18 protein-coding genes and 1 tRNA gene are annotated in these 21,443 nt (G+C 38.7%); 12 read left to right on the top strand and 7 right to left on the bottom strand.

Annotated elements, in window-relative coordinates:
• Nucleotides 1-58: 58 nt before the first annotated feature.
• Nucleotides 59-910 (bottom strand): helix-turn-helix domain-containing protein, encoded by an 852-nt coding sequence (locus CTY47_RS05600; protein WP_099463788.1) that lies wholly within the window; start codon nt 908-910, stop codon nt 59-61.
• Between the two features lie 15 nt (nt 911-925).
• Nucleotides 926-2,455: a glycoside hydrolase family 10 protein gene (locus CTY47_RS05595; RefSeq protein WP_099463787.1), complete on the bottom strand. Its 1,530-nt coding sequence runs from the start codon at nt 2,453-2,455 to the stop codon at nt 926-928.
• A gap of 164 nt (nt 2,456-2,619) precedes the next feature.
• On the opposite strand from CTY47_RS05595, the gene uvrA reads away from it, so the two are divergent.
• The 6 genes from uvrA (at nt 2,620) to CTY47_RS05565 (ending at nt 10,804) form a co-directional block, all read left to right on the top strand.
• On the top strand, nt 2,620-5,418 hold the full coding sequence (uvrA, locus tag CTY47_RS05590; RefSeq protein ID WP_099463786.1) for an excinuclease ABC subunit UvrA: 2,799 nt from the start codon (nt 2,620-2,622) through the stop codon (nt 5,416-5,418).
• A gap of 23 nt (nt 5,419-5,441) precedes the next feature.
• On the top strand, nt 5,442-5,786 hold the full coding sequence (locus CTY47_RS05585) for a translation initiation factor (RefSeq protein WP_099463785.1): 345 nt from the start codon (nt 5,442-5,444) through the stop codon (nt 5,784-5,786).
• A gap of 1 nt (nt 5,787) precedes the next feature.
• On the top strand, nt 5,788-9,036 hold the full coding sequence (locus tag CTY47_RS05580; RefSeq protein WP_099463784.1) for a UvrD-helicase domain-containing protein: 3,249 nt from the start codon (nt 5,788-5,790) through the stop codon (nt 9,034-9,036).
• 70 nt (nt 9,037-9,106) lie between these two features.
• Nucleotides 9,107-9,778, top strand: a complete 672-nt coding sequence (locus tag CTY47_RS05575; protein ID WP_099463783.1) for a phosphatidylserine decarboxylase family protein — start codon at nt 9,107-9,109, stop codon at nt 9,776-9,778.
• Between the two features lie 10 nt (nt 9,779-9,788).
• Nucleotides 9,789-10,490, top strand: coding sequence for a CDP-alcohol phosphatidyltransferase family protein (locus tag CTY47_RS05570; RefSeq protein ID WP_099463782.1), 702 nt, complete (start codon nt 9,789-9,791; stop codon nt 10,488-10,490).
• Nucleotides 10,491-10,543: 53 nt separating this feature from the next.
• Nucleotides 10,544-10,804 (top strand): DUF4834 family protein, encoded by a 261-nt coding sequence (locus CTY47_RS05565; protein WP_099463781.1) that lies wholly within the window; start codon nt 10,544-10,546, stop codon nt 10,802-10,804.
• Nucleotides 10,805-10,827: 23 nt separating this feature from the next.
• On the opposite strand, the gene CTY47_RS05560 is transcribed toward CTY47_RS05565, so the two are convergent.
• Nucleotides 10,828-11,268, bottom strand: a complete 441-nt coding sequence (locus tag CTY47_RS05560) for a nucleoside deaminase (RefSeq protein WP_099463780.1) — start codon at nt 11,266-11,268, stop codon at nt 10,828-10,830.
• Nucleotides 11,265-11,492, bottom strand: coding sequence for a hypothetical protein (locus CTY47_RS05555; RefSeq protein ID WP_099463779.1), 228 nt, complete (start codon nt 11,490-11,492; stop codon nt 11,265-11,267). Before CTY47_RS05555 ends, CTY47_RS05560 begins: the two co-directional genes overlap by 4 nt.
• Nucleotides 11,493-11,561: 69 nt before the next feature.
• Between CTY47_RS05555 and CTY47_RS05550 the strand changes: the two genes are divergently transcribed.
• From CTY47_RS05550 to CTY47_RS05535, 4 genes are all read left to right on the top strand, one after another.
• Nucleotides 11,562-11,927, top strand: a complete 366-nt coding sequence (locus tag CTY47_RS05550) for a YraN family protein (protein ID WP_099464095.1) — start codon at nt 11,562-11,564, stop codon at nt 11,925-11,927.
• A gap of 19 nt (nt 11,928-11,946) precedes the next feature.
• A complete protein-coding gene (locus CTY47_RS05545) occupies nt 11,947-12,300 on the top strand; it encodes an MmcQ/YjbR family DNA-binding protein (protein WP_099463778.1) in 354 nt (117 codons plus the stop codon).
• Nucleotides 12,290-13,039, top strand: coding sequence for a biotin--[acetyl-CoA-carboxylase] ligase (locus CTY47_RS05540; RefSeq protein ID WP_394340708.1), 750 nt, complete (start codon nt 12,290-12,292; stop codon nt 13,037-13,039). Before CTY47_RS05545 ends, CTY47_RS05540 begins: the two co-directional genes overlap by 11 nt.
• Nucleotides 13,040-13,135: 96 nt before the next feature.
• A complete protein-coding gene (locus CTY47_RS05535) occupies nt 13,136-14,062 on the top strand; it encodes a PfkB family carbohydrate kinase (RefSeq protein WP_099463776.1) in 927 nt (308 codons plus the stop codon).
• Nucleotides 14,063-14,157: 95 nt separating this feature from the next.
• Here the strand turns inward: CTY47_RS05535 and CTY47_RS05530 are convergent, their stop codons facing one another.
• Nucleotides 14,158-15,384, bottom strand: coding sequence for an MFS transporter (locus CTY47_RS05530; protein ID WP_099463775.1), 1,227 nt, complete (start codon nt 15,382-15,384; stop codon nt 14,158-14,160).
• 89 nt (nt 15,385-15,473) lie between these two features.
• Nucleotides 15,474-19,289 carry a PAS domain-containing hybrid sensor histidine kinase/response regulator gene (locus tag CTY47_RS05525; protein WP_099463774.1) on the bottom strand — a complete coding sequence of 1,272 codons (3,816 nt, stop codon included), beginning with the start codon at nt 19,287-19,289 and terminating at the stop codon, nt 15,474-15,476.
• Between the two features lie 216 nt (nt 19,290-19,505).
• Here CTY47_RS05525 and CTY47_RS05520 point away from each other — a divergent pair, with 216 nt between their 5' ends.
• On the top strand, nt 19,506-20,006 hold the full coding sequence (locus tag CTY47_RS05520) for a GNAT family N-acetyltransferase (RefSeq protein WP_099464094.1): 501 nt from the start codon (nt 19,506-19,508) through the stop codon (nt 20,004-20,006).
• A gap of 101 nt (nt 20,007-20,107) precedes the next feature.
• On the opposite strand, the gene CTY47_RS05515 is transcribed toward CTY47_RS05520, so the two are convergent.
• Nucleotides 20,108-20,191: transfer RNA gene (locus CTY47_RS05515), tRNA-Leu, on the bottom strand.
• Nucleotides 20,192-20,343: 152 nt separating this feature from the next.
• Here CTY47_RS05515 and CTY47_RS05510 point away from each other — a divergent pair.
• Complete coding sequence (locus CTY47_RS05510) at nt 20,344-21,426, top strand: mannose-1-phosphate guanylyltransferase (protein ID WP_099463773.1); 1,083 nt, start codon at nt 20,344-20,346, stop codon at nt 21,424-21,426.
• Nucleotides 21,427-21,443 lie beyond the last annotated feature (17 nt).

Genomic DNA, 21,443 nt, shown 5'->3' with positions numbered 1-21,443 from the left:
CGGACTAAATTGTTTTTTCTGCTCAATAAGTTGTAAAAATTATGATATTTGTTGATTTTTATATGTTTTCGATTCTTTCATTACGTATGGCACGTGGTGATTTGCCAAAGTTGGCCCGGCAGAAATGTGAGAAATTGGCCAATGATTCGAATCCGTATTTATAGCAAATTTCGGAAATACTTTGGTTGGTGGTGATAAGATCGTTGTGAATGTCCTGGCATTTCTTTTTAACCATCCATTGATATGCAGGCTCTCCGAAGGTTTCTTTAAAAATACGCCGGAAGGTGGGGAGGCTATAGCCTCCTAATTGAGCAAAAGATTCAACATCTTTTGCTTTCAGGTAATTTTGCATTACAAAATATTTAAAGCTCTTGGTATATCTGTAAATCGGGGCATAAAAAGTAGCCAGTTCTTTAAGAGGATAATAACAATTAAGTATGTATATTAATTCGGTTCCTTTCGCTTGAAGGAAGTTGCAACATAACATAGCGTCGTTTATGTATTTCTTCATTCCTTCCAGATATAATACGAGCGGAGTACAGGAATTCATTACTATGGGAGTAACGGTCATGTTTCCGGCCATGGCTTCCCCGCTCAGAAAGCGGTCATTACATACGTTTTGCGGACGGTCGAAAAGGTAAAGAATACATTCGCATGATTCGAGAATGTGGAATTCTACCCGCGAACCTATCGGTTGAAGGATAAATTGTCCGCTTGAGAAAGTAGTCGTCGGATGTTCTTCACTTTTTACAAGTACTTTGCCCGAGATGAGGAAATAGATAGTATTCTGCATGCATCTGGCCTGAGGTATCATCATTCCCCTAGGATATGCACGGTATTTGAATATATTCGTCTGGCAAGACTTGCACGAAGAATAATCCGTGAATTTGGCCCATCTTTGATCGGACATAATTATATGAGCGACTTAGAGTTTAACTTTCTTACTTTTTCCTTTTTCTGTTTCATTATGGAAACGATCTACAGCTGTTACTATATAGCGATATTTACGTTTACCATCATTGTAAGGTAACAGATAATTCGTTTTACGTGTAATGGCAGCTATTTTAGCCGGATTACTTAAGTCTACCGGTTCTTTATCATCAAAACGGTAAATTACAAAATAGGATGCGAGTTCGGGGTTGGTCTCACTCTGTTCTGCTATCCAATGGAGCATATAGCCTTGCGGAGTCCATTCTGTTTTTAGTTTCTTTACTTCCTGCGGAGCACGGTTGTGCATGTGTGTGTATGCCGGAATTAATGCCGGATAGCGATGATAATTTCGTTTCAAGCTGTCGGCAACGCCTTTGTTGTTCCATAAAATTTCGTTGGCCGGCCAGAAACAATTACCACTGACATGAGGTAAAGCTCTTTCATAACGCATCTTTCGTGTCAGCTCATTGGCTTTCATTGTGCGGGCTACATCTTGCCCGATATAAAGGTGACCTCCGTTTGCATTTTTGTCCCACCATTTAATTAGTGTGATATAATCTGCTGCCGGATGCCCTATTTCCCAGTATATTTGTGGCATGTTGTAGTCTATCCATCCTTGCTTTACCCAATAAAGTATGTCGGCATATAAATCGTCATAATTCTGTAGACCGTTGGTTTCGCTGCCGGAGTTGTCGGGGGTATTTTTCTTGTTCCTATAAATACCGAACGGGCTGATACCGAACCGTACCCAAGGTTTGGACAGCAAAATGGTGCGTTTGATATCTTTTATTAGTTTATTTACGTTTTCTCTGCGCCAGTCATTCCGTTGGGCTTCTGTATATCCTTTGCGCAAACCGTACTTGTAGAAACTGTTATCGTCGGGAAAAGAAAGCCCTGCTGCCGGGTATGGATAAAAGTAGTCATCCATGTGGATGGCATCTACGTCGTAGCGGGTAACAATATCACGTACAACCCTACAAATAAACTGACGGCTTTCGGGTAATCCCGGATCGAAAAGTATTTGTTTGTTATAAGTGACAAACCATTCCGGGTGGCGATAGTAGATATGTGAATCGGCAAATTTGGTATTACCGGCAGTGCTCACCCGGTAAGGATTTAGCCAGGCATGGAATTCCATGTTTCTTTTGTGGCATTCTTCAATGAGAAAGGCCATCAGGTCGAAGTTACCGGCTGGAGCTTTTCCCTGTTCTCCTGTATAAAAACGGCTCCAGGGTTCTATTTCTGATTTATAAAAAGCATCTGCTTCCGGACGTATCTGAAAAATGATGGCATTAATGCCGCAATTTTGTAGATAATTAAGTTTACGAATGAAATCTTTTTTCATTTGAGATGGAGTCATGTCTTTGTATTCGCCCTGAAAAGCTGTTTGAATCCATGCTCCGCGGAATTCTCTTTTTGCTTCTTTTTGGCCTGTCGTTTGACGCGGAATTTCCCGGACAGTTGAACATGAAGACATAGCAATAGATAATATCGCCAATAGCAGACGGAGATATTTTATATACATTGTTCTATTTATTTGTTTTTATGTACGAAAACTCAACAAAAATACATGAATATCTTTTAAAAACAAAAGGTTTCGTAACTTCTAATGTGAATACTTATTGATTGTTTGTCAAAACGGTATTACTTTTCTAACTTTGCAAGTTAAGAAAAATAGGAAAAGGTGTTATGTCTGAGAGCAATTCTATATTTATAAAAGGTGCACGTGTTAATAATCTGAAGAATATCGACGTGGAAATTCCACGTGATAAGCTTGTGGTGATAACCGGTTTGTCTGGTAGCGGAAAGTCTTCATTAGCTTTTGATACTTTGTATGCGGAAGGACAAAGGCGGTATGTTGAAAGCCTTTCGGCATATGCCCGCCAGTTTCTGGGCAGGATGAGTAAGCCGGAGTGTGATTATATAAAAGGTATTCCTCCTGCAATAGCCATTGAACAAAAGGTAAATACCCGTAATCCGCGTTCTACGGTAGGTACATCAACTGAAATATATGAATACTTACGTCTTTTGTATGCCCGTATAGGGAAAACCATATCTCCTGTTTCCGGTGAAGAAGTAAAGAAACACCAGGTTAGCGATATTGTTAATATGGTGTTGGCTTATCCTGATGGGACTCGTTTTGCTGTTTATGCTCCGGTTGTGTTGCCTGAGGGACGAAGTATGAAGGAACAATTGGAGATTTTACAAAAAGAAGGATATACGCGTCTGGCAATTAATGATAATGTTTATCGTATAGGAGAAGTGATTGGAGATGAAGCGTTGCAGAACTCCCAAAATGTTGAATTGCTGATCGACCGTTTGACCATATCGGATGACAAAACATTGAAAAGCCGTTTGGCAGATTCAGCGGAGACTGCTTTTTTTGAAGGGCATGGCACTTGCATAATCCGTATCTATACTCCTGAAGAAACGGTGACGAAAGAATTCTCCAAACGGTTTGAAGCGGATGGTATAGTTTTTACGGAGCCTACGGATATGATGTTCAGTTTTAATAATCCTCTAGGAGCGTGTCCGGTATGTGAAGGCTTCGGCAAGATTTTGGGCATAGACGAAAATCTTGTGGTGCCGGATAAAAGTTTGTCGGTGTATCAGGGAGCTGTTGTATGTTGGAAGGGAGAAGTAATGGGCGAATGGCTGAAAGAGTTCGTAGCCAAAAGCGAAAAATACAAGTTCCCGATTCATCGGCCTTATTATGACCTGACGGATAAGGAAAAAGATTTACTCTGGCATGGTGCTCCGGGATTGCACGGCATTGATGATTTCTTTAAATTTGTGGAAGAAAATTTATATAAGATACAATACAGGGTTATGCAGGCGCGCTATCGTGGAAAGACTACTTGTCCGGTTTGTAAAGGCGCCCGGTTGAAACCTGAAGCCCTTTATGTACGGATAGGAGGAAAAAACATAGCTCAACTGGTAACATTGCCTATTACAGAAGCAAAAAGTTTTTTTGATAATCTGGAGCTCGATGAAACGGATGCAGCTGTAGCTAAACGCTTGTTGACAGAAATAAACAGCCGTCTTCAATTTCTTTTGGATGTAGGTTTGGGGTATCTTTCATTAGACCGTCTGTCATCTTCTCTTTCGGGAGGAGAGAGCCAGCGTATTAATCTTGCTACTTCTTTGGGCAGTAGCTTGGTTGGGTCTCTTTATATATTGGATGAACCAAGTATCGGTCTTCATTCAAGAGATACGGATTTGTTGATTAATGTATTAAGGCAGTTGCAATCGTTGGGCAATACGGTAGTTGTGGTGGAGCATGATGAGGAAATAATCCGTGCTGCTGATTACATTATAGACATTGGTCCTAAGGCCGGACGGTTGGGTGGTGAAGTAGTGTATCAGGGAGACATTAATAATCTGCAAACAAATAGTGAAAGCTATACGGTGCGATATCTGACTGGCGATGATAAAATAGATGTCCCTTCTTTCCGTCGTCCCTGGAATAATTATATAGAAGTAAAAGGTGCACGTAAGAACAACCTTAAAGGAATAGATGTAAAGTTCCCATTGAATGTAATGACTGTTGTGTCGGGTGTCAGTGGATCAGGTAAAAGTTCATTAGTGCGTGATATTTTTTATGAAGGAGTAAAGCATTATCTGGATGAAGCTGCCCGGTTAATGGTTGATTGCTCAGGTTTGGAAGGGGATATGCACATGGTACAATCGATAGAGTTTGTAGACCAGAATTCGATTGGGAAAAGTTCGCGTTCCAATCCGGTAACTTATATAGGTGCTTATGATGAAATACGTAAATTGTATGGAGATCAGCCTTTGGCAAAGCAGATGGGGTATAATTCGGCTTATTTCTCTTTTAATAAAGAAGGCGGACGTTGCGAAGAATGTAAAGGTGAGGGTAAAATAACTGTTGAAATGCAGTTTATGGCCGATATAACATTGGAATGTGAAGCTTGTCATGGTAAACGTTTTAAATCCGAAATCCTGGAAGTGGAATACTGCGGAGCTAATATTTATGATGTATTGGAAATGACGGTTAACCAAGCTATCGAGTTTTTTGGACAGTCTTCAGGATCGCAGGAGAAGAAAATCGTTAAAAAGTTGAAACCTCTTCAGGATGTGGGCTTGGGATATATTAAGCTGGGACAGACTTCCTCCACTTTGTCGGGTGGGGAAAACCAACGTGTGAAACTGGCATATTATCTGGGGCAAGAGAAACAGCAGCCTACTTTATTTGTCTTCGATGAACCGACGACCGGACTTCATTTTCATGATATTAAAACGTTATTAAAAGCATTCAATGCTTTGATAGATAAAGGGCATACTGTTGTTATCATTGAACATAACATGGATGTGATTAAGTGTGCTGACTATGTGATAGATTTGGGGCCAGAAGGAGGAAAAGCCGGAGGTGGTTTGGTTTGTACCGGAACGCCTGAAGATATAGTGGCTTGCAAGGAATCGTATACAGGTAAATATTTAAAAGAAAAATTAGATATTGCTTTATAGTTTTAATCTGATAAAATGTTGATATGAAGAGTAATGACTGGAAAGGCCGTTTAGGGGTAATGTATTCTACCAATCCGGATTTTCAATATAATACAGAAGATGGGGAGGAAGAAGAAACGCTTCCGAAAGAAAAACAACAGTTGCGTATTTCCCTGGATAAACGTAACCGGGGAGGGAAGGTAGTTACGTTAATAACCGGTTTTCGTGGAACTTCAGACGATCTTACTTCTTTGGGAAAACTCCTGAAAGTGAAGTGTGGGGTTGGTGGTACCGCAAAAGACGGTGAGATTGTTGTACAAGGTGATTTACGTAATAAGGTACTTGAAATTCTGCGGAAAGAAGGATATATCAAGAGTAGAATTATATAAAATGTTAACAGTTTACAGAGCTTCTGCCGGTGCAGGAAAAACACATAAACTTACGGGTGAATACCTTTTGTTGCTTTTTACGCAGCCGGGGGCATATAAGCGTATTTTGGCGGTAACCTTTACTAATAAGGCTACCGATGAGATGAAAAACCGTATTGTCGAGGAGCTCTATAATTTAGCATCCGGTAATAAATCCGATTATGTCAGTCTGTTAATGTCTGCTAACTCTCTTACCGAAAAGCAGGTCAGACAACAAGCCCGGCGAATTTTAATTCTTATTCTTCATGATTATTCGGCATTTAATATAAGCACGATCGACCGTTTCTTTCAGCAGACAATGCGTGCCTTCACCCGTGAGATCGGTTTACAGGGCGGCTATGGAATAGAAATGGATCAGGAATTGGTCTTGGCAGAGTCGGTAGATAAATTGCTGGCCGATCTGGAAAAGCCTGAAAGTAAAGAATTACTGGGGTGGCTTCTCCGTTTTGCGGAAGAGAAGATAGAAAATGGCGGAGAGTGGAATCTGCGCCGGGATATTATGGCTTTGAGCCGTGAGGTATTTAAAGAGAGTTATAAGGCTTTTAGTGATGAGGTGTCTCGGGATATTGAAGATAAAGACGCACTGGAAGAGTATAAAAATGACTTATATGCTATTATCCGCTCTGTAGAAAGGGAAGCAAAGCGTTTGGGAGAGAAGGGAATGGCATTGCTTAAGCAATATGGGCTCCAACCTTCCGATTTCAAAGGAGGAAGCCGTTCACCTTTGTTCTTCTTCGAAAAACTGGCTAACGGAGAGATGAAAGAACCTTCTGCTACTTTTATGGGGCTGGCAGATAATCTGGACGGTTGTTTTACAAAAACAACCTCACAATCCCTCCGTTTAGTTATAGGATGTGCATTTGAAGGAGGACTGAACGAATGCATAAAGGGAGTGGTATCTCTTTTCTCCGATCTGACTGCTTATAATACGGCTAAAGAAGTGGTTCGTTTTTATTATACACTGGGAATTTTGACAGATGTATCACGGCAGATTGCTGCATATCGTGAAGATAAAAATGTAATGTTGATTGCCGATACGACCGAATTGCTGAATAAAATCATAGATGGTAGTGATGCTCCGTTTATTTATGAAAAAACAGGAACTCATGTAGATCATTATATGATAGATGAATTTCAGGATACCAGTGGTATGCAGTGGAATAACTTCCGTCCGCTTATTCAGGAAAGCATGGCACACAGGTATGCAAACCTGATTGTGGGGGATGTAAAGCAGAGCATCTACCGTTTTCGTAATTCTGACTGGAAATTGTTGGATGAACAGGTACAAAATGATTTTATTCATGAAGAAATCAAAGAAGATACTTTAAAGGAGAATTGGCGTAGTTGCCGTCATATTGTGGAAGTAAATAATGCTTTGTTTTCTGTTACTCCAGCCTTGCTTCAACATTATTATAACGAAGCTCTTGATGCGTCTTCTTTGAAAACTGAAGAACGGATAGGTTATTTTACCAAGATCATGTCTGCTTATAAGAAAAGCTATCAGCAGATTCCCGCTCCTTTTCAAAAAAAAGATGGACATGTGAAAATAGAGTTTTTAACCGGTGAAGATGGTAAGGACTGGAAAGAAGAAGCTCTAGAAAGACTTCCGGGTGTATTAGAGCAATTGCAGGATAACGGATATATGTTGAAAGATATAGCAATCTTGGTACGTACCAATATGGAAGGTGCTATGGTGGCTGATACATTGTTGTCTTATAAGGAAATGCATTCTTCAGAACAGTATCGTTATGATATAATATCAGATGATGCGTTGTATGTCAGCAGTTCGCCGGTTGTGCGTTTTCTCGTAGCAACATTACGTTATTTAAAAAATCCTGAAGATTTGACAAATGAACAGATTGCTACATTTTCCTATATTGTTTTGTCTGGTGGATGGCAAAAGGATGCAGAACCAGTGTCTTCTTTTTCTATTCCTGCAGATATAAAACAAGAGTTACTAGGGCTTTCACGTCAATCTTTATATGAGATAACGGAAGGTTTGTTCCGGTTGTTTGCTGAGCGATTTCCTGATAATGAACAAGTTTTTGTGCAAGCATTCCTGGATATGGTTTCTGAGTATAGCCAAAAAGAGAGTCCGGACTTAAATCGTTTCTTGAAATGGTGGGATGAAACGGGATATAAGAAAACAATTGCTACACCGGATGAACAGAACGCTATTCGTATACTTACCGTACATAAATCTAAGGGCTTGGGCTTTAAGGTTGTAATTATACCGTTTGGAGACTGGGAAATAGATCATAAGCCATCTAAACCTGTTATTCTTTGGTGCCATCCGGATGAAAGACCTTTTGACCGTTTGCATTTGGTTCCGGTGCGCTATGGGCAGGCATTGGGTAATACAATCTTTGCAAAAGACTATTTCAAGGAACGGTTGCATGCCTTTATTGATAATCTGAATACATTATATGTTGCTTTTACCCGTGCTAAAGAAGAACTATTGGTCTTTGCTCCCCGGCCTAAGAAAATGGATGAGAAGAGCGGAGATATAGAGAAGATTACTTCTATAGGAGATTTACTTTGGGCAGGATTGAATACTCAGGTAGACGATGTGGAAGAAGGAGAGCCATTAATAAATCTGCCGTATTCTTTCAATATTGCAGATGGAGTGTTTGAATTGGGTAACTGGTGGCATCCGTCTGAAGAACAGAATAAAAAAATGGGCGTTGAAGAAATTTCGATGGACCGGATTCGTTCGGTTTCTTCGGATGATCGTTTGCAATTACGTTTACATGGAAAAGGATTCTTTTTTGATAATGAACGCCGTAAGCACGGAGCATTAATGCATGAAGTGTTAAGTGGTATCCGTACTGAAAAAGATATACCTGTTGCTGTAGAGAACTATCGTTTGGCTGGTGTGGTAAATAGGGACGAAGCCGAGAAATTATGTGTCCGGCTATCTGATTTGTTGAATCAACCTGAAGTTGCACCATGGTATGATGGATCGTCACGTGTTTTGAATGAGGTAGATATTCTTTTTGGAAAAGGTCTTTCCAAACGTCCTGATCGCGTGATGATAAATGGAAATGAAGCAGTTGTTGTCGATTATAAATTCGGGGAAAAACAAGAGAAACGCCATTATAGTCAGGTTAAAAATTATTTGAAACTGGTTCGCCAGATGGGATATGAAAAGGTAAGCGGCTTTTTATGGTATGTCGAACTAAATAAGGTGGAAGCGGTTAATGAATTATGATATATTTTTGATATTCCGTAAAAATGAATATTTTTGCAAATTCTTATTATCAAACGCAGTAGAATAAAGGATGAAAGTACATAGAGAAGGAACAGGACTATTATTGACGTTGTTTACAATATTATTTATTGTGAATGTCGTCTTATACCACACAACCGGTAAGGGCGGGCTGTTCTATTCTGTTGCATTGATTTCTACCATATTATTTTTATTGGTATTGAATTTCTTTCGTAGTCCTTTCCGTCGTTTTCCTTATGATTCGGAAGGGCTGGTGATTGCCCCTGCCGATGGGACGATTGTTGCAATTGAAGAAGTTATGGAAAATGAGATATTGCATGAAAAACGTTTGCAAATCTCTATTTTTATGTCAATTTTCAATGTTCATGCCAACTGGTTTCCTGTAAACGGAACAGTGAAGCATGTGTCTCACCAGAACGGACGTTTTATGGCGGCTTACTTACCTAAGAGCAGTACGGAGAATGAGCGTTCGGCAGTTGTTATTACTACTAAAAACGGTATTGATATTCTGGCGAGGCAAATTGCCGGAGCAATGGCACGGCGTATAGTTACTTATGCAAAACCCGGAGAAAAGTGCCATGTAGACGAACAAATGGGATTTATTAAGTTCGGTTCCCGCGTGGATGTTTATTTACCGGTGGGAACAGAAGTTTTGGTAGAAATGGATCAGAAAGTTACCGGAAACCAGACTCCTATAGCCCGTTTAAGTAAGTCTAACGGATAATAAAGAAAGAATGAGTATCAAGAAATATATACCTAATACAATAACCTGCTTTAGTCTTATATCAGGTTGTGTAGCCAGTGTTATGGCTTTAAACGGTGATTTACTGCTTGCTGTTGTCTGGATTATCATTGCTGCTGTGTTTGATTTTTGCGATGGTTTTGCCGCACGCATGCTGAAGGCTTATTCCGCAATAGGGAAAGAACTGGATTCATTGTCTGATATGGTTAGCTTTGGTGTTGCCCCCGGAATGGTATTATTTTGGTTGCTTCGTCAGGTAAGTCCTGTATTGCCTTTGGGGTCTTTGAATGAATATATTCCTTATCTGGCATTTGTTATTCCGGTTTTTTCGGGATTGAGGCTGGCTAAATTTAATATAGATGAACGACAGACTACTTCTTTCATAGGTTTGCCTGTTCCGGCGCATGCTTTATTCTGGGCTTCTGCCGGTTATTCTGTTTTACCCATCATACATGTTAATGAATGTATTTTTGCATTAGCAGCTATTATATTATCTTTTGTAACTTCTTTATTGCTGGTTTCGGAGATACCAATGTTTTCATTGAAAATAAAATCTCTTTCCTGGAAAGGGAATGAGTTGCGTTATATATTAGTTGTCTGTGCTATCCTATTCGTTGCTTTGTGGGGATTTCTCGGTATATCGGGAACCATTCTGCTCTATATAGTCTTGTCTATTTTTAACAGAAACAGATAAACAAGATTTCTTATCTTTGTGTTTGTGTTAATGAACTAACTAAGGATCGCATTATGTTTAAATTTTTATTTGTCATATTTTTCTTTTTTATCCTGTTGGTATTTCTGATGGGCTTTTCTATTTTGAGAACATTTAAAAGAATATTATTTGGTAGTGGCAGCAATAGCAATTCGAATGAAAAGCGCCATCGTGGGGGCAATTCAAGCAATACTTCCAATAATATGTATCAGGATGAAAACCAAAGAAGTCAGCAGCGAAAGAAAATCTTTGCGAAAGATGAAGGAGAATATGTCGATTATGAAGAAGTTAAATAGTGATTTTTACTTAGATAGATTCCTTAACGTCGTTGTTTGAAAAAAGCTTTCATCTCTGCAGCGCAATCTACTTCTAATACTCCACTCTTTACGATAGCTTTTGGGTGAAATGCATCGGGCGCATATTTTTTATACCCTCTTTTTTCATCAGAAGCTCCATATATTATTTTGTTTAATTGCGACCATCCGATTGCCCCGGCACACATAATACAAGGCTCTACAGTAACATATAAGCTGCATTCTGTTAAATATTTGGCTCCAAGTACACCTACTGCCGCTGTTATAGCAAGCATTTCAGCATGCGCTGTTGGATCATTCAAACGTTCTGTCTGATTATGTGCACGGGCTATTATCTGATTATTACATACAATAACAGCTCCTACCGGAACTTCACCTTCTTCCGCTGCTATACGGGCTTCGGCTAATGCTTGTTTCATGAAATATTCGTCGTCGAAAGGTTTCATCTCCGCATTTCGTTTTCGTTAAACAACGTAGGATAATCCTCTTCCAGGGTTTTAAGTATATGAGACATTATAGTCTCACGGTACCAACGTGATTTATTGGCAATTCTGTATTTTGTAAGGTAGCGGGAAATGGTTTTATGCTCGTCATCATTAAGCATAAAAGTAACCTTATGGATGCGTGGGTGATTCGGTTGTGCAATAGAATATTTTCGTACCTTCTTCATACATTTGCAAATGTACAAGTGAAAGCTTAAATAAAAAAGAAAATGGCTATATTTGTGCAAATTAATCAAATGGCTGAACGAAACGAAACAGGGAAAGATGGTGAAGTTTTTGCCCGCGAATTTCTGATAAAACGCGAGTATACAGTGTTGGAAACTAATTGGCACTGGCATCATTATGAACTCGATATTATTGCAGTTAAAGATAATGAGTTGGTGATTGTTGAAGTAAAAACACGTTCAGGAAATTTTCTGCTTTCACCGGAGGAGTCCGTAGATAATAAAAAAATACGGCGAATCGTTTCTGCTGCGGATGCTTATGTCCGTAACTATAATATTGGCCTGCCTGTCCGTTTTGATATAATTACATTGGTTAAGACGGAGAGAGGTTATCGTGTTGAACACATCGAAGATGCTTTTTACGCACCGTGTCGTTAATTTGGAAATAACAGGGAATATGAATATTGAAGAAGTCCGGGAATATTGTTTGTCGCTGAGAAACGTAACAGAATGTTTGCCATTTGATGACGTTTCTTTGGTATTTAAAGTGGAGAATAAGATGTTTTTGTTGCTTCCTTTGGATGCGCTAGAGCCATGCCTGTCTCTTAAATGCAGTACAGATTATGTAGAAGATCTCAGAGAACGTTTTAAAGCTGTGGAACCTGCATGGCATTTTAACAAGAAATATTGGAATACTATTTATTTGGAACGTGATATGGGAGATGAAGATATAAAATACTGGATTCGTCATTCATACCGTGAGGTTATTGCTAAACTCCCGAAGAAAATACGTGATTTATATAATGAATAATTCAAAGACCATTCCCCAGATTATCCGTTTGGAAGAAGCTTCTTCAACGAACCATTATCTTCGTGGCCTGCTGGCCAGAGGGCCGTTGCCGGAAGGCAGTGTTGTTGTAACTGAAAATCAAACGGCAGGCCGCGGGCAAATAGGTAATGTCTGGGAATCGGAACCGGGTAAAAATCTTACGTTCAGCCTTGTTCTGTATCCGGATTGTATTCCTGCCAACCGCCAGTTTCTGATATCGCAAATAGCAGCATTAAGCGTTAAAGAAACATTGGAGGCTTATACCGGAGACGTCACTGTTAAATGGCCGAATGACATTTACTGGAAAGATAAGAAAATATGTGGAATGCTGATTGAAAACGATTTATCGGGGCATAATATGTATTGTTCCGTAATAGGTATAGGCATTAATGTTAATCAGAAAGTGTTCCGTAGTAATGCCCCTAATCCGGTTTCCCTTTGGCAAATTGTAGGTGAAGAAACGGATAAAGAAGCCATTTTGAACCGTTTCTTGCATATTTTCTATAACTATTATCTTTGGTTGTTGCAGGAAAAGCAGGATGAGATTCGCAGCTTGTATCGTAAGTCTCTATACCGGGGAGATGGATTTTTTTCGTTTGCCGACGAACATGGTATTTTTGAAGCATCTGTTTATGATATTGAATTAACCGGTCATCTTATTCTTCGTTTACATAATGGCGATTTAAGGCGGTATGCATTTAAAGAGGTTTCTTATGTATAATGCTGATAATATTGGTCAAAAACGTGAATAATAGTCCCGTTTAATATAATGAATTACTGATTTTCACTAATTTTGCTGCTTCAAAAATAGAAACTAATGAATATACATGACCTTTGTTGCGTGGGACATATCACGCTTGATAAGATTGTGACTCCCAAGAAAACGGTACATATGCCCGGAGGTACGTCTTTTTATTTTTCACATGCCATCAAGCATTTTGACGACATAGATTATACGTTGGTAACAGCCTTGGCTGAATCGGAGATGGAAACAGTTCATGAACTTCGTTCCGAAGGAATAGATGTAGCTGTAATGCCAAGTAAACATTCTGTTTATTTTGAGAATATTTATGGGGAAAACCAGGATAACCGTAAGCAGCGGGTTCTGGCCAAGGCGGATCCTTTTACAATAGATTACCTGGAGAACATAGAAGCTCGTATATTCCACCTGGGAAGTTTATTGGCAGATGATTTTTCGTTGGACGTAATTAAATATTTATCGCAGAAAGGACTTATTTCTGCTGATTCGCAAGGCTATTTACGTGAAGTAAGAGATACAAAGGTATATGCGGTAGATTGGGAGGAAAAGACGGAGGCATTGAAATATATTCATTTCCTGAAAGCGAATGAACATGAGATGGAAGTTCTGACTGGTTATACGGATGTACCTAATGCTGCTAAACAACTTTATGCCTGGGGCGTGAAGGAAGTGTTGATCACTTTGGGTAGTATGGGGTCTGTAATTTATGATGGTAAGACGTTCTGCAAGATTCCCGCTTATAAACCGAAAGATATAGTAGATGCTACCGGTTGTGGAGATACTTATATGACCGGTTATCTTTATCAACGGGCAAAGGGGGAGAGCATAGAAAAAGCCGGTTGCTTTGCTGCAGCAATGTCCACATTGAAGATAGAAGGCAGTGGCCCGTTTAAAGGTACAAAAGAGGATGTTGTCCGTTGTATGGAAACAGCCGGACAGACATTGCCGGATTTGAATATAACATTTGGCTCAAACAGGAATTAAACAAAGGGGAAAAAGATCCCGATCATTTTATAAAAAGTTCCCGATGATTTAAAAAAATCATCGGGGACTTTTTATATATATCCGATTCATATATTTTATTTTCCTTTCGGTTCTTCCACTTTGAATGCTTTGCAGAAGGTGGTCATCAGCAGAATACATAATCCTAATACGCCTACTACCATATATGCATATTTCATATTGAAAGCCTGGGATATTGCACCTATTAACAGCGGTGCTATGAGTGAACCAATAAAGCTGATACTGGATAAAATGGTAAGGGCTATGCCTACCGGAGTTTTCGATTTTGCACCTACCAAACTATAGATGGTTGGTACCATACATGAAATACCTAAACCTACTAACATAAAGCCCAGCGAATTTACAATTACCTTGATTGCCATAGAGTCGAACAATCCGGCAAACAAAGCCGAAGTGAAAAAGCCTATGAAAATGAATGCGCCTGCAAGTTGTAATACGCGTTGTTTACCTAATATATGATAAGCATAGTTAGTAAGAAAACGTCCGGCTGTCATCATCACCATAAAGACCAGAAAGCCTATCTGAAGAGACTTGGGGACTTGTAATACAGATTCGAAATAAACTCCGCTCCAGTCGAACATCGCACTTTCTACAACCAAAGCAAATAGCCCGACAATTCCTAGTTGAATCAATAACATTTCCGGCTTTTTCAGGAAACTGGTTAAAGCCGGGGCTTCAGCTTTTTCTTCTTGTGGTTCCGGTTCTATGTCATTCTGTAAATATTTTCGACCGAAAAGGGTTATTAGAAGGATAATAATGGTTATCAAACTAAAATGCCAGAAGGGTTGTACGCCGGATATAATCATAATAAAACCGATTAATGCTCCAAAGCAAGCAGCCAGACTCCATCCTCCGTGGAAAGATGCCATAATAGTACGCCCATAAAGACGCTCTATGCCGATACCCTGTGTGTTAAGTGATATATCGCATAAGTTCCAGAAGACTCCGAAACAAAAGAGGAAAGCACCTAACATGTAGATATTGAATGCCGTCCCGATGGCAAATAAAGATAAAGCATAGCCCAGAATGCTTATTTGTACCATTATACGACTTCCTAATCTGGAAACCAGATATCCGGCTAATGGTATGGCTACAAACTTGCCGACGGGTATGAGGAATAATACCAATCCCCAGTAAAATGCGTAATTTACTTCAAAAACATCCTTTATATCCGGTATACGGCTTGCCCAGCTTGAAAAGCATAGTCCCTGGGCTAAAAAAAAGGTTAGGACAGCATAACGTATTTGCTCTTTTGGGAAAGAACTTCGTTTTTCTATTTCCATTTCCTGTAGTTAGTTCATTATGATTTAATAATTCCACAAAAGTAACCTTTTAGGCTCAACAAAAGGCATAACCGATTATGTTATTTTGGTCATAATAATGCTTTTAATAGTTCTTTTAGTTGTTTTTCGTTGACCGGTTTAGCCAAAAAGTCAGTACAGCCGGCATTCAGTGCTTGTTTGCGATTGTTGTCGAAAGTATATGCCGTAAGGGCTACGATTGGGATATTAAGATCATGTTTGCGTATTTCTTTTGTGGCTTCCAGGCCATTCATAAGCGGCAATTTTATATCCATTAATATTAAATCAGGATGGGTTTCATGATATAACCGCACTGCATCTTTGCCATTTGAGGCTCTTATTACCTGATAATCCTTTTTCAAGATATGAAGTAACGATAAATAATTGTCGTCATTATCTTCTGCAACCATGAGTGTGTATTGTCTGTTGGCTACCTTGTCCTTGGTTGAAATTTTTATTTCCGCTTTTTGATCTTTAACTGTGGTTGCAGGTCTGGATGGTTTGGTTTTGCATGGAAGTGTGAACCAGAATAAAGAACCTTTGTTTAATTCGGAATCTACTCCTATTTCGCCCCCTAAATGGTGGATAATTGACTCGCAGATAGAAAGTCCTAATCCAGTACCTTGCACAAAGCTGTCGAATTTGGCAAACCGGTTAAAGACAAAAGGTATATTTTCGGGAGAAATTCCTTTGCCCGTATCTTGCACATAGAAACGTAAGCTATCGGCTGTATAAGAATAGCCCATCCGGATTGAGCCGGAGGTAGTGAACTTGCTGGCATTACTGAGGAAATTGGAAATAACTTGTGTCAACCTGTTTTTCTCCGAATAAATTATACAGGATTGTTCCGGCAAGTCTGTTTCCAGAGAGACGCCTTTCTTTATGCGGTATTTATAAATTTGTTCCAGATCATAGAATATCGTGGAAACATCTACGTCGGAATAGTTAAATTCAAGTTGTCCGGCTTCAATTTTAGATAAATCGAGAATATCATTTATAAGTTGTAATAATAACTCATTGTTTGCTTCGATAATATGGCTGTATTCTTCAATTTCGCTACGGTCATCCGTTTCAATGATGAGGTTTGAAAATCCTACGATAGCATTTAAAGGAGTACGTATCTCGTGGCTCATGTTTGCAAGAAATGCACTTTTTAAACGGTTCGATTCTTCGGCTTTATTTCGTAATTCAATGAGTTCGTCAGTCATTTTTAAGTCGGTTATATCCCAACGCACGCCTATTATACGGCATACTTTGCCTTCTTTATCACGTTCAAAAACGAGGCCATGTATTTCATACCATCGCATTTCTTTTCCGGGGAAAGCAACCCGTACCTGGATATCCATCGATTTAATGTCTCCACTTATTAAATCCTTTATGCCGTCTCTAAGAAGATGCATGTCTTCTTGATTCATGTATGTCAGGTATTTATCCAGTGAAACGTCGGTATATTCAAAAACAGCCGGATTGGGCGATGAGAATATATTGGTGCTTATATTATATTCCCAGGGTATAATTTGGGCTGCATCAAATGCAAACTCTAATTTGAATTTATTCTCTTCCTGCTCTTTTTGTTTCCTGATTTCTTCTGAAATGTCTTTTTCTGTGCCGACTACGCGTTTTACTTCTCCTGTTTTTCCGGAACGGATAACCATCGCATAGGTTTCGTAAAAATTGTATGAGCCATTACGCATGAAACGGAAAACCTGTCTTTGTTTTTCTTTTTCTCCGCAGGAAAGCTGTCTTATAAATTCACGGTATTTATCTACGTCGTCGGGATGTATGAATTCCATACAATGGTCAAGTGAAAAGCCATTTCCCGTAACCGATTCTTTATATAAGGAAGAAAACCATTGCTTTTTTACGTCATACATCCATGCAGATAATGAACCGGCATCAAGTGCTATAGATAGCTCTTTTCTTGTATTTTCCAGTTCCAGTTCTTTTTTTCGTATTTCTGTTGTATCTACAATAACAGATATGATATAAGAGGAACCATCGTTGTTGAGCAACCTGCTTTTGGTGATAATGCCCCATTTGCAAGGCTGTTTTGTTTTTTTATCTGTAATAATCCGTTCGAAAGAAAGAGGTATTTTACTATTGGAAGTCATAATATCTTCCTGACGGAATAATGCAGCCTCCGGATCATGGACTTCAAAATCGTTTTTGCCTAGCAAATCGCTACTATTAGTGTCTCCATAAAATTCGCAGGCTTTATCATTGTAGAAAAGGTAACGAAATTCGTTGGACATATCCTTTACCGACAATCCGATTGGCAGGTTGTCTATGACGGATTGTAAGAATGTCTGTAATTTTAATACTTTACGTTCTGCTTCTACATGTATGGTAACATCGTGACAGAAATAAATAACATTGTCTTTGTTAAATGGAACAGTGCGTGCACGGCCATAATGAATGTTGTCGTCGATTTTTACTTGATAATCGAAAGAAAATACCTGCTTTGTGTCTTTTGTGCGGATTAAATTTTTAGTAATTATGGAAGCCGCTTCTTTAAATGCTTCTATTGGAGCGATGGCATCTTGTAAACTTTTTCCTATCATCTCCTGCCAATCAAGACCTAATAAAACATTTTCCTGAGGATTGATTATGTCTGTTATTTTTAGTGAAGAATCAAAAATGAATGCCATATCCGGCATTGCTTTTAATAGCCTCATCATGCGTTGATTTGCTATTTTATACTGTTCTTCTTTACGTTTGCGGAAATGGAGGATAACAATAAATAATATCGACATGAGTACAATAACCATTACAAATAAAAATACTTCCATCGGATATTCTTTAATGAGAGAAGGAGCCTCGTTGTAAAATATAGTGTTTGGAGGAAGATTTTTAGGATTGATACCATAATATTGTAATGTCGGATAATTAATATGGTATTGAGGCAATGATGGTGTCATTTGGAAAGAAGGACTGTTCTTAATCCCTTTTGTCAAGACATCATAAGTAAGGTTAGCAATGTCGTTCCCCAGATTTTTTCCTAGAATAAAATAGCCTCCTAAGAAATTTAAACTTGAAAAATCCTGATCACGTACTTGGTAAAGTACGTGAGATTTAGAACGGGATAGTTCGTTATGCAACATGGTATAAGCATGAGGATAGTGGTTGACGTCGGTATACCAACCCGCTGATAATAATGCATGACGGCTATCCATATTTGATATGGAATCGATTAGTTGTGTCGTGGAAAGTTTGTCTCCACTTAAAAAGCAAACATCCAGTGAATCGATTTCATCAAACAACGAACACAGGTAATCGGAAAAGTATCGTAATGAATATCGGTTGTCATAATAAAAAGCAACATAGCGCACTTCGGGTTGCAGTTTTTTTATTAGTTGCAGATTTTCTTTGATGAAATCGTTGTAAAAATATCCTGTAATCTGGAAGTTATCGAATGTCGTTTCCATTTTAGGGAACTGTGTTATGTTTGTGATAGAATCTGTTTGGGTCAGCTTCTCATAATCTATAAATATAGGTTTGACGTTTCCTAGAATGACCGGAATAGTATGCCATTCCGGAATACATACTTTGCGGTATACACTCCATGCTTCATTGCCCAGCAATACGACAGCTGACGGCGGTTCTTGATAAGCTTTGAACAGCTGTTTCATCCAAATAGCCCATGTTTCGAAATTTGGTGAAGATTCGCTATCCATATATTCAATTGAAATTGAAACGTCGGTTTTGTCTTTTAACGTTTTTTCAAAAGAGGAAATAACATTTATGCCTCCTTCTTTTAAAGGAGAATATGAGCTTATCAATAATACTTTTTTCTTTTTGCCTGTATTTTGATTCGCCAAAGTAGTTTCCGGACACAATATAAAAGCTAGTATTAATACTAGTAATGTTTTTATAACCCCAGTTTCCATTCTTGTTTTATAGAGTGTACAAAGATATGTATAAATCAATATGGTTGCATTGAAAATCGTTGAATATTATAAGATTTGATTAATTATTCAAATTTATGATAATAATATGATACTTTTATTATCTTTATCGGGGTTGTGGATTATCGGTTTTTATAACATCGGGATATTTAGGAATGGCGATAATTCGTTGAATGCTCTGGAAATCAATAAACAATGATGAATATAAGAAATACAACGTTAGCCGATTTAAGTCATGTGATGGAAATCTATGACTACGCTAAAAGATTTATGCAAGAGCATGGCAACGGGAATCAGTGGATTAATGGTTATCCTTCAACGGAATTGATTGTTAGGGAAATAGAAAAAGGGCATAGCTTCGTTTGCGAAGATGAAAAAGGGGAAATAGTCGGGACATTCTGCTATATAGAAGGAATAGATCATACTTATTTACGTATTTATGAAGGAGAATGGCTTAATGATGAACCTTATGCGGTGATTCATCGTATGGCATCAAATGGAAAACAAAAAAATGTATCTTCCGAATGTTTGGAATGGAGTTTTAGGAAATGTAATAACATCCGTGTGGATACGCATCGCGATAATGTTGTGATGCAGGCTATTTTAAAAAAACATGGCTTTATGCAATGTGGTATTATTTATGTTGATAACGGAACAGAGCGGTTGGCCTTTCATAAAGTGATTGATAGCCCGCCTTAGTTTTTTATATTCTTATAATCTTTGGTTTAATTCTTTTCCCGGATACACTTTGTAGAAAGAAAAAATCCTGACAACCAATCGGCTATCAGGATTTCTTTAAGTACCCAGAGCCGGGATCGAACCGGCATGGAAGTGAATCCACTGGTGTTTGAGACCAGCGCGTCTACCAATTCCGCCATCTGGGCATCTCTTGTTTTGAAATGCGTTGCAAAGGTAGGCATATTTTTGAACTTCGCAAGAGTTTTGTCGTTTTTTTTCAAATAATATATGGTGGAAGAATAAATAACAGATTATTTCGTTAGCTTTGTGGTGGATGTATAATTAAAACAGCTATATCATGAAAGATAATTACTGCGTTATCATGGGAGGAGGAATCGGTAGTCGTTTCTGGCCGTTTAGCAGAGAAAGTTATCCGAAACAGTTTCTGGACTTCTTTGGTACCGGTCGGTCGTTATTACAGATGACTTTCGATCGTTTTTCTAAAATTATTCCAACTGAAAATATTTATATCGTAACAAATGAACTGTACGCAAAACTTATCAAGGAACAATTACCCGAATTAAAAGACAATCAGATTTTACTCGAACCTACTCGTCGTAATACGGCTCCTTGTATTGCGTATGCGACTTATCATATAAAAGCATGTAATCCGAATGCAAACATAGTGGTTGCTCCTTCAGATCATCTTATATTGAAGGAAGATATCTTTTTGCGAGATGTGCAGAAAAGTCTGGATTTTGTAAAAGAGAATGAAGCGCTGGTGACATTAGGCATTAAACCGAGCCGTCCGGAGACCGGGTATGGCTATATCCAAAGTAGTGATACGATGCTTGGCGACTTTACGAAGGTGAAGACTTTTACGGAGAAACCGAATCTGGAGTTGGCTAAAGTGTTTTACGAAAGCGGAGAATTTTTCTGGAACTCCGGTCTGTTCGTGTGGAACGTGAATACGGTGCTGTCTGCGTTCGAAAAGTTCCTGCCTGAAATAAGCGCTCGTTTTGATCTGGGTAAAGAGAAATTCAACACACCGGAAGAACGTCATTTTATACATGAAAACTTTCCTTATTGCCCTAATATATCAATAGATTATGGTGTGATGGAAAAAGCTGATAACGTATATATGCTTTGTGTGGATTTTGGTTGGGCGGACTTAGGAACTTGGGGATCTTTATTTGATATAGCACATAAAGATGAGAATAATAATGCTGTTCTTAAGAATAATAAGGCCCTGATGTATGAAAGTTCGAATAATGTCGTGGCTTTTGAGAATCCGAACCGTTTGGCAGTAGTACAAGGTATTAATGACTGTATAATTGCCGAGTCGGGAAATGTATTGCTTATCTGCAAGAAAGAAGACGAGCAGCGAATCAAGCAATATGTTGCAGATGCACAGATTAAGTACGGAAAAGAGTTTAATTAAACATAAGTATAAAAATT

Origin of the sequence: Parabacteroides provencensis, from assembly GCF_900232875.1 — a bacterium.
GTDB classification, from domain to species: Bacteria; Bacteroidota; Bacteroidia; order Bacteroidales; family Tannerellaceae; genus Parabacteroides; species Parabacteroides chinchillae.
This window is presented reverse-complemented; position numbering and strand designations above follow the sequence as displayed.

Coding starts and splice junctions, on each gene's coding strand:
- CTY47_RS05545 (WP_099463778.1), top strand. CDS start 11,947: ATGAATATTGAAGAAGTCCGGGAATATTGTTTGTCGCTGAGAAACGTA.
- CTY47_RS05525 (WP_099463774.1), bottom strand. CDS start 19,289: ATGGAAACTGGGGTTATAAAAACATTACTAGTATTAATACTAGCTTTT.
- CTY47_RS05555 (WP_099463779.1), bottom strand. CDS start 11,492: ATGAAGAAGGTACGAAAATATTCTATTGCACAACCGAATCACCCACGC.
- CTY47_RS05530 (WP_099463775.1), bottom strand. CDS start 15,384: ATGGAAATAGAAAAACGAAGTTCTTTCCCAAAAGAGCAAATACGTTAT.
- CTY47_RS05550 (WP_099464095.1), top strand. CDS start 11,562: ATGGCTGAACGAAACGAAACAGGGAAAGATGGTGAAGTTTTTGCCCGC.
- CTY47_RS05510 (WP_099463773.1), top strand. CDS start 20,344: ATGAAAGATAATTACTGCGTTATCATGGGAGGAGGAATCGGTAGTCGT.
- CTY47_RS05585 (WP_099463785.1), top strand. CDS start 5,442: ATGAAGAGTAATGACTGGAAAGGCCGTTTAGGGGTAATGTATTCTACC.
- uvrA (WP_099463786.1), top strand. CDS start 2,620: ATGTCTGAGAGCAATTCTATATTTATAAAAGGTGCACGTGTTAATAAT.
- CTY47_RS05595 (WP_099463787.1), bottom strand. CDS start 2,455: ATGTATATAAAATATCTCCGTCTGCTATTGGCGATATTATCTATTGCT.
- CTY47_RS05570 (WP_099463782.1), top strand. CDS start 9,789: ATGAGTATCAAGAAATATATACCTAATACAATAACCTGCTTTAGTCTT.
- CTY47_RS05575 (WP_099463783.1), top strand. CDS start 9,107: ATGAAAGTACATAGAGAAGGAACAGGACTATTATTGACGTTGTTTACA.
- CTY47_RS05560 (WP_099463780.1), bottom strand. CDS start 11,268: ATGAAACCTTTCGACGACGAATATTTCATGAAACAAGCATTAGCCGAA.
- CTY47_RS05600 (WP_099463788.1), bottom strand. CDS start 910: ATGTCCGATCAAAGATGGGCCAAATTCACGGATTATTCTTCGTGCAAG.
- CTY47_RS05520 (WP_099464094.1), top strand. CDS start 19,506: ATGAATATAAGAAATACAACGTTAGCCGATTTAAGTCATGTGATGGAA.
- CTY47_RS05535 (WP_099463776.1), top strand. CDS start 13,136: ATGAATATACATGACCTTTGTTGCGTGGGACATATCACGCTTGATAAG.
- CTY47_RS05565 (WP_099463781.1), top strand. CDS start 10,544: ATGTTTAAATTTTTATTTGTCATATTTTTCTTTTTTATCCTGTTGGTA.
- CTY47_RS05580 (WP_099463784.1), top strand. CDS start 5,788: ATGTTAACAGTTTACAGAGCTTCTGCCGGTGCAGGAAAAACACATAAA.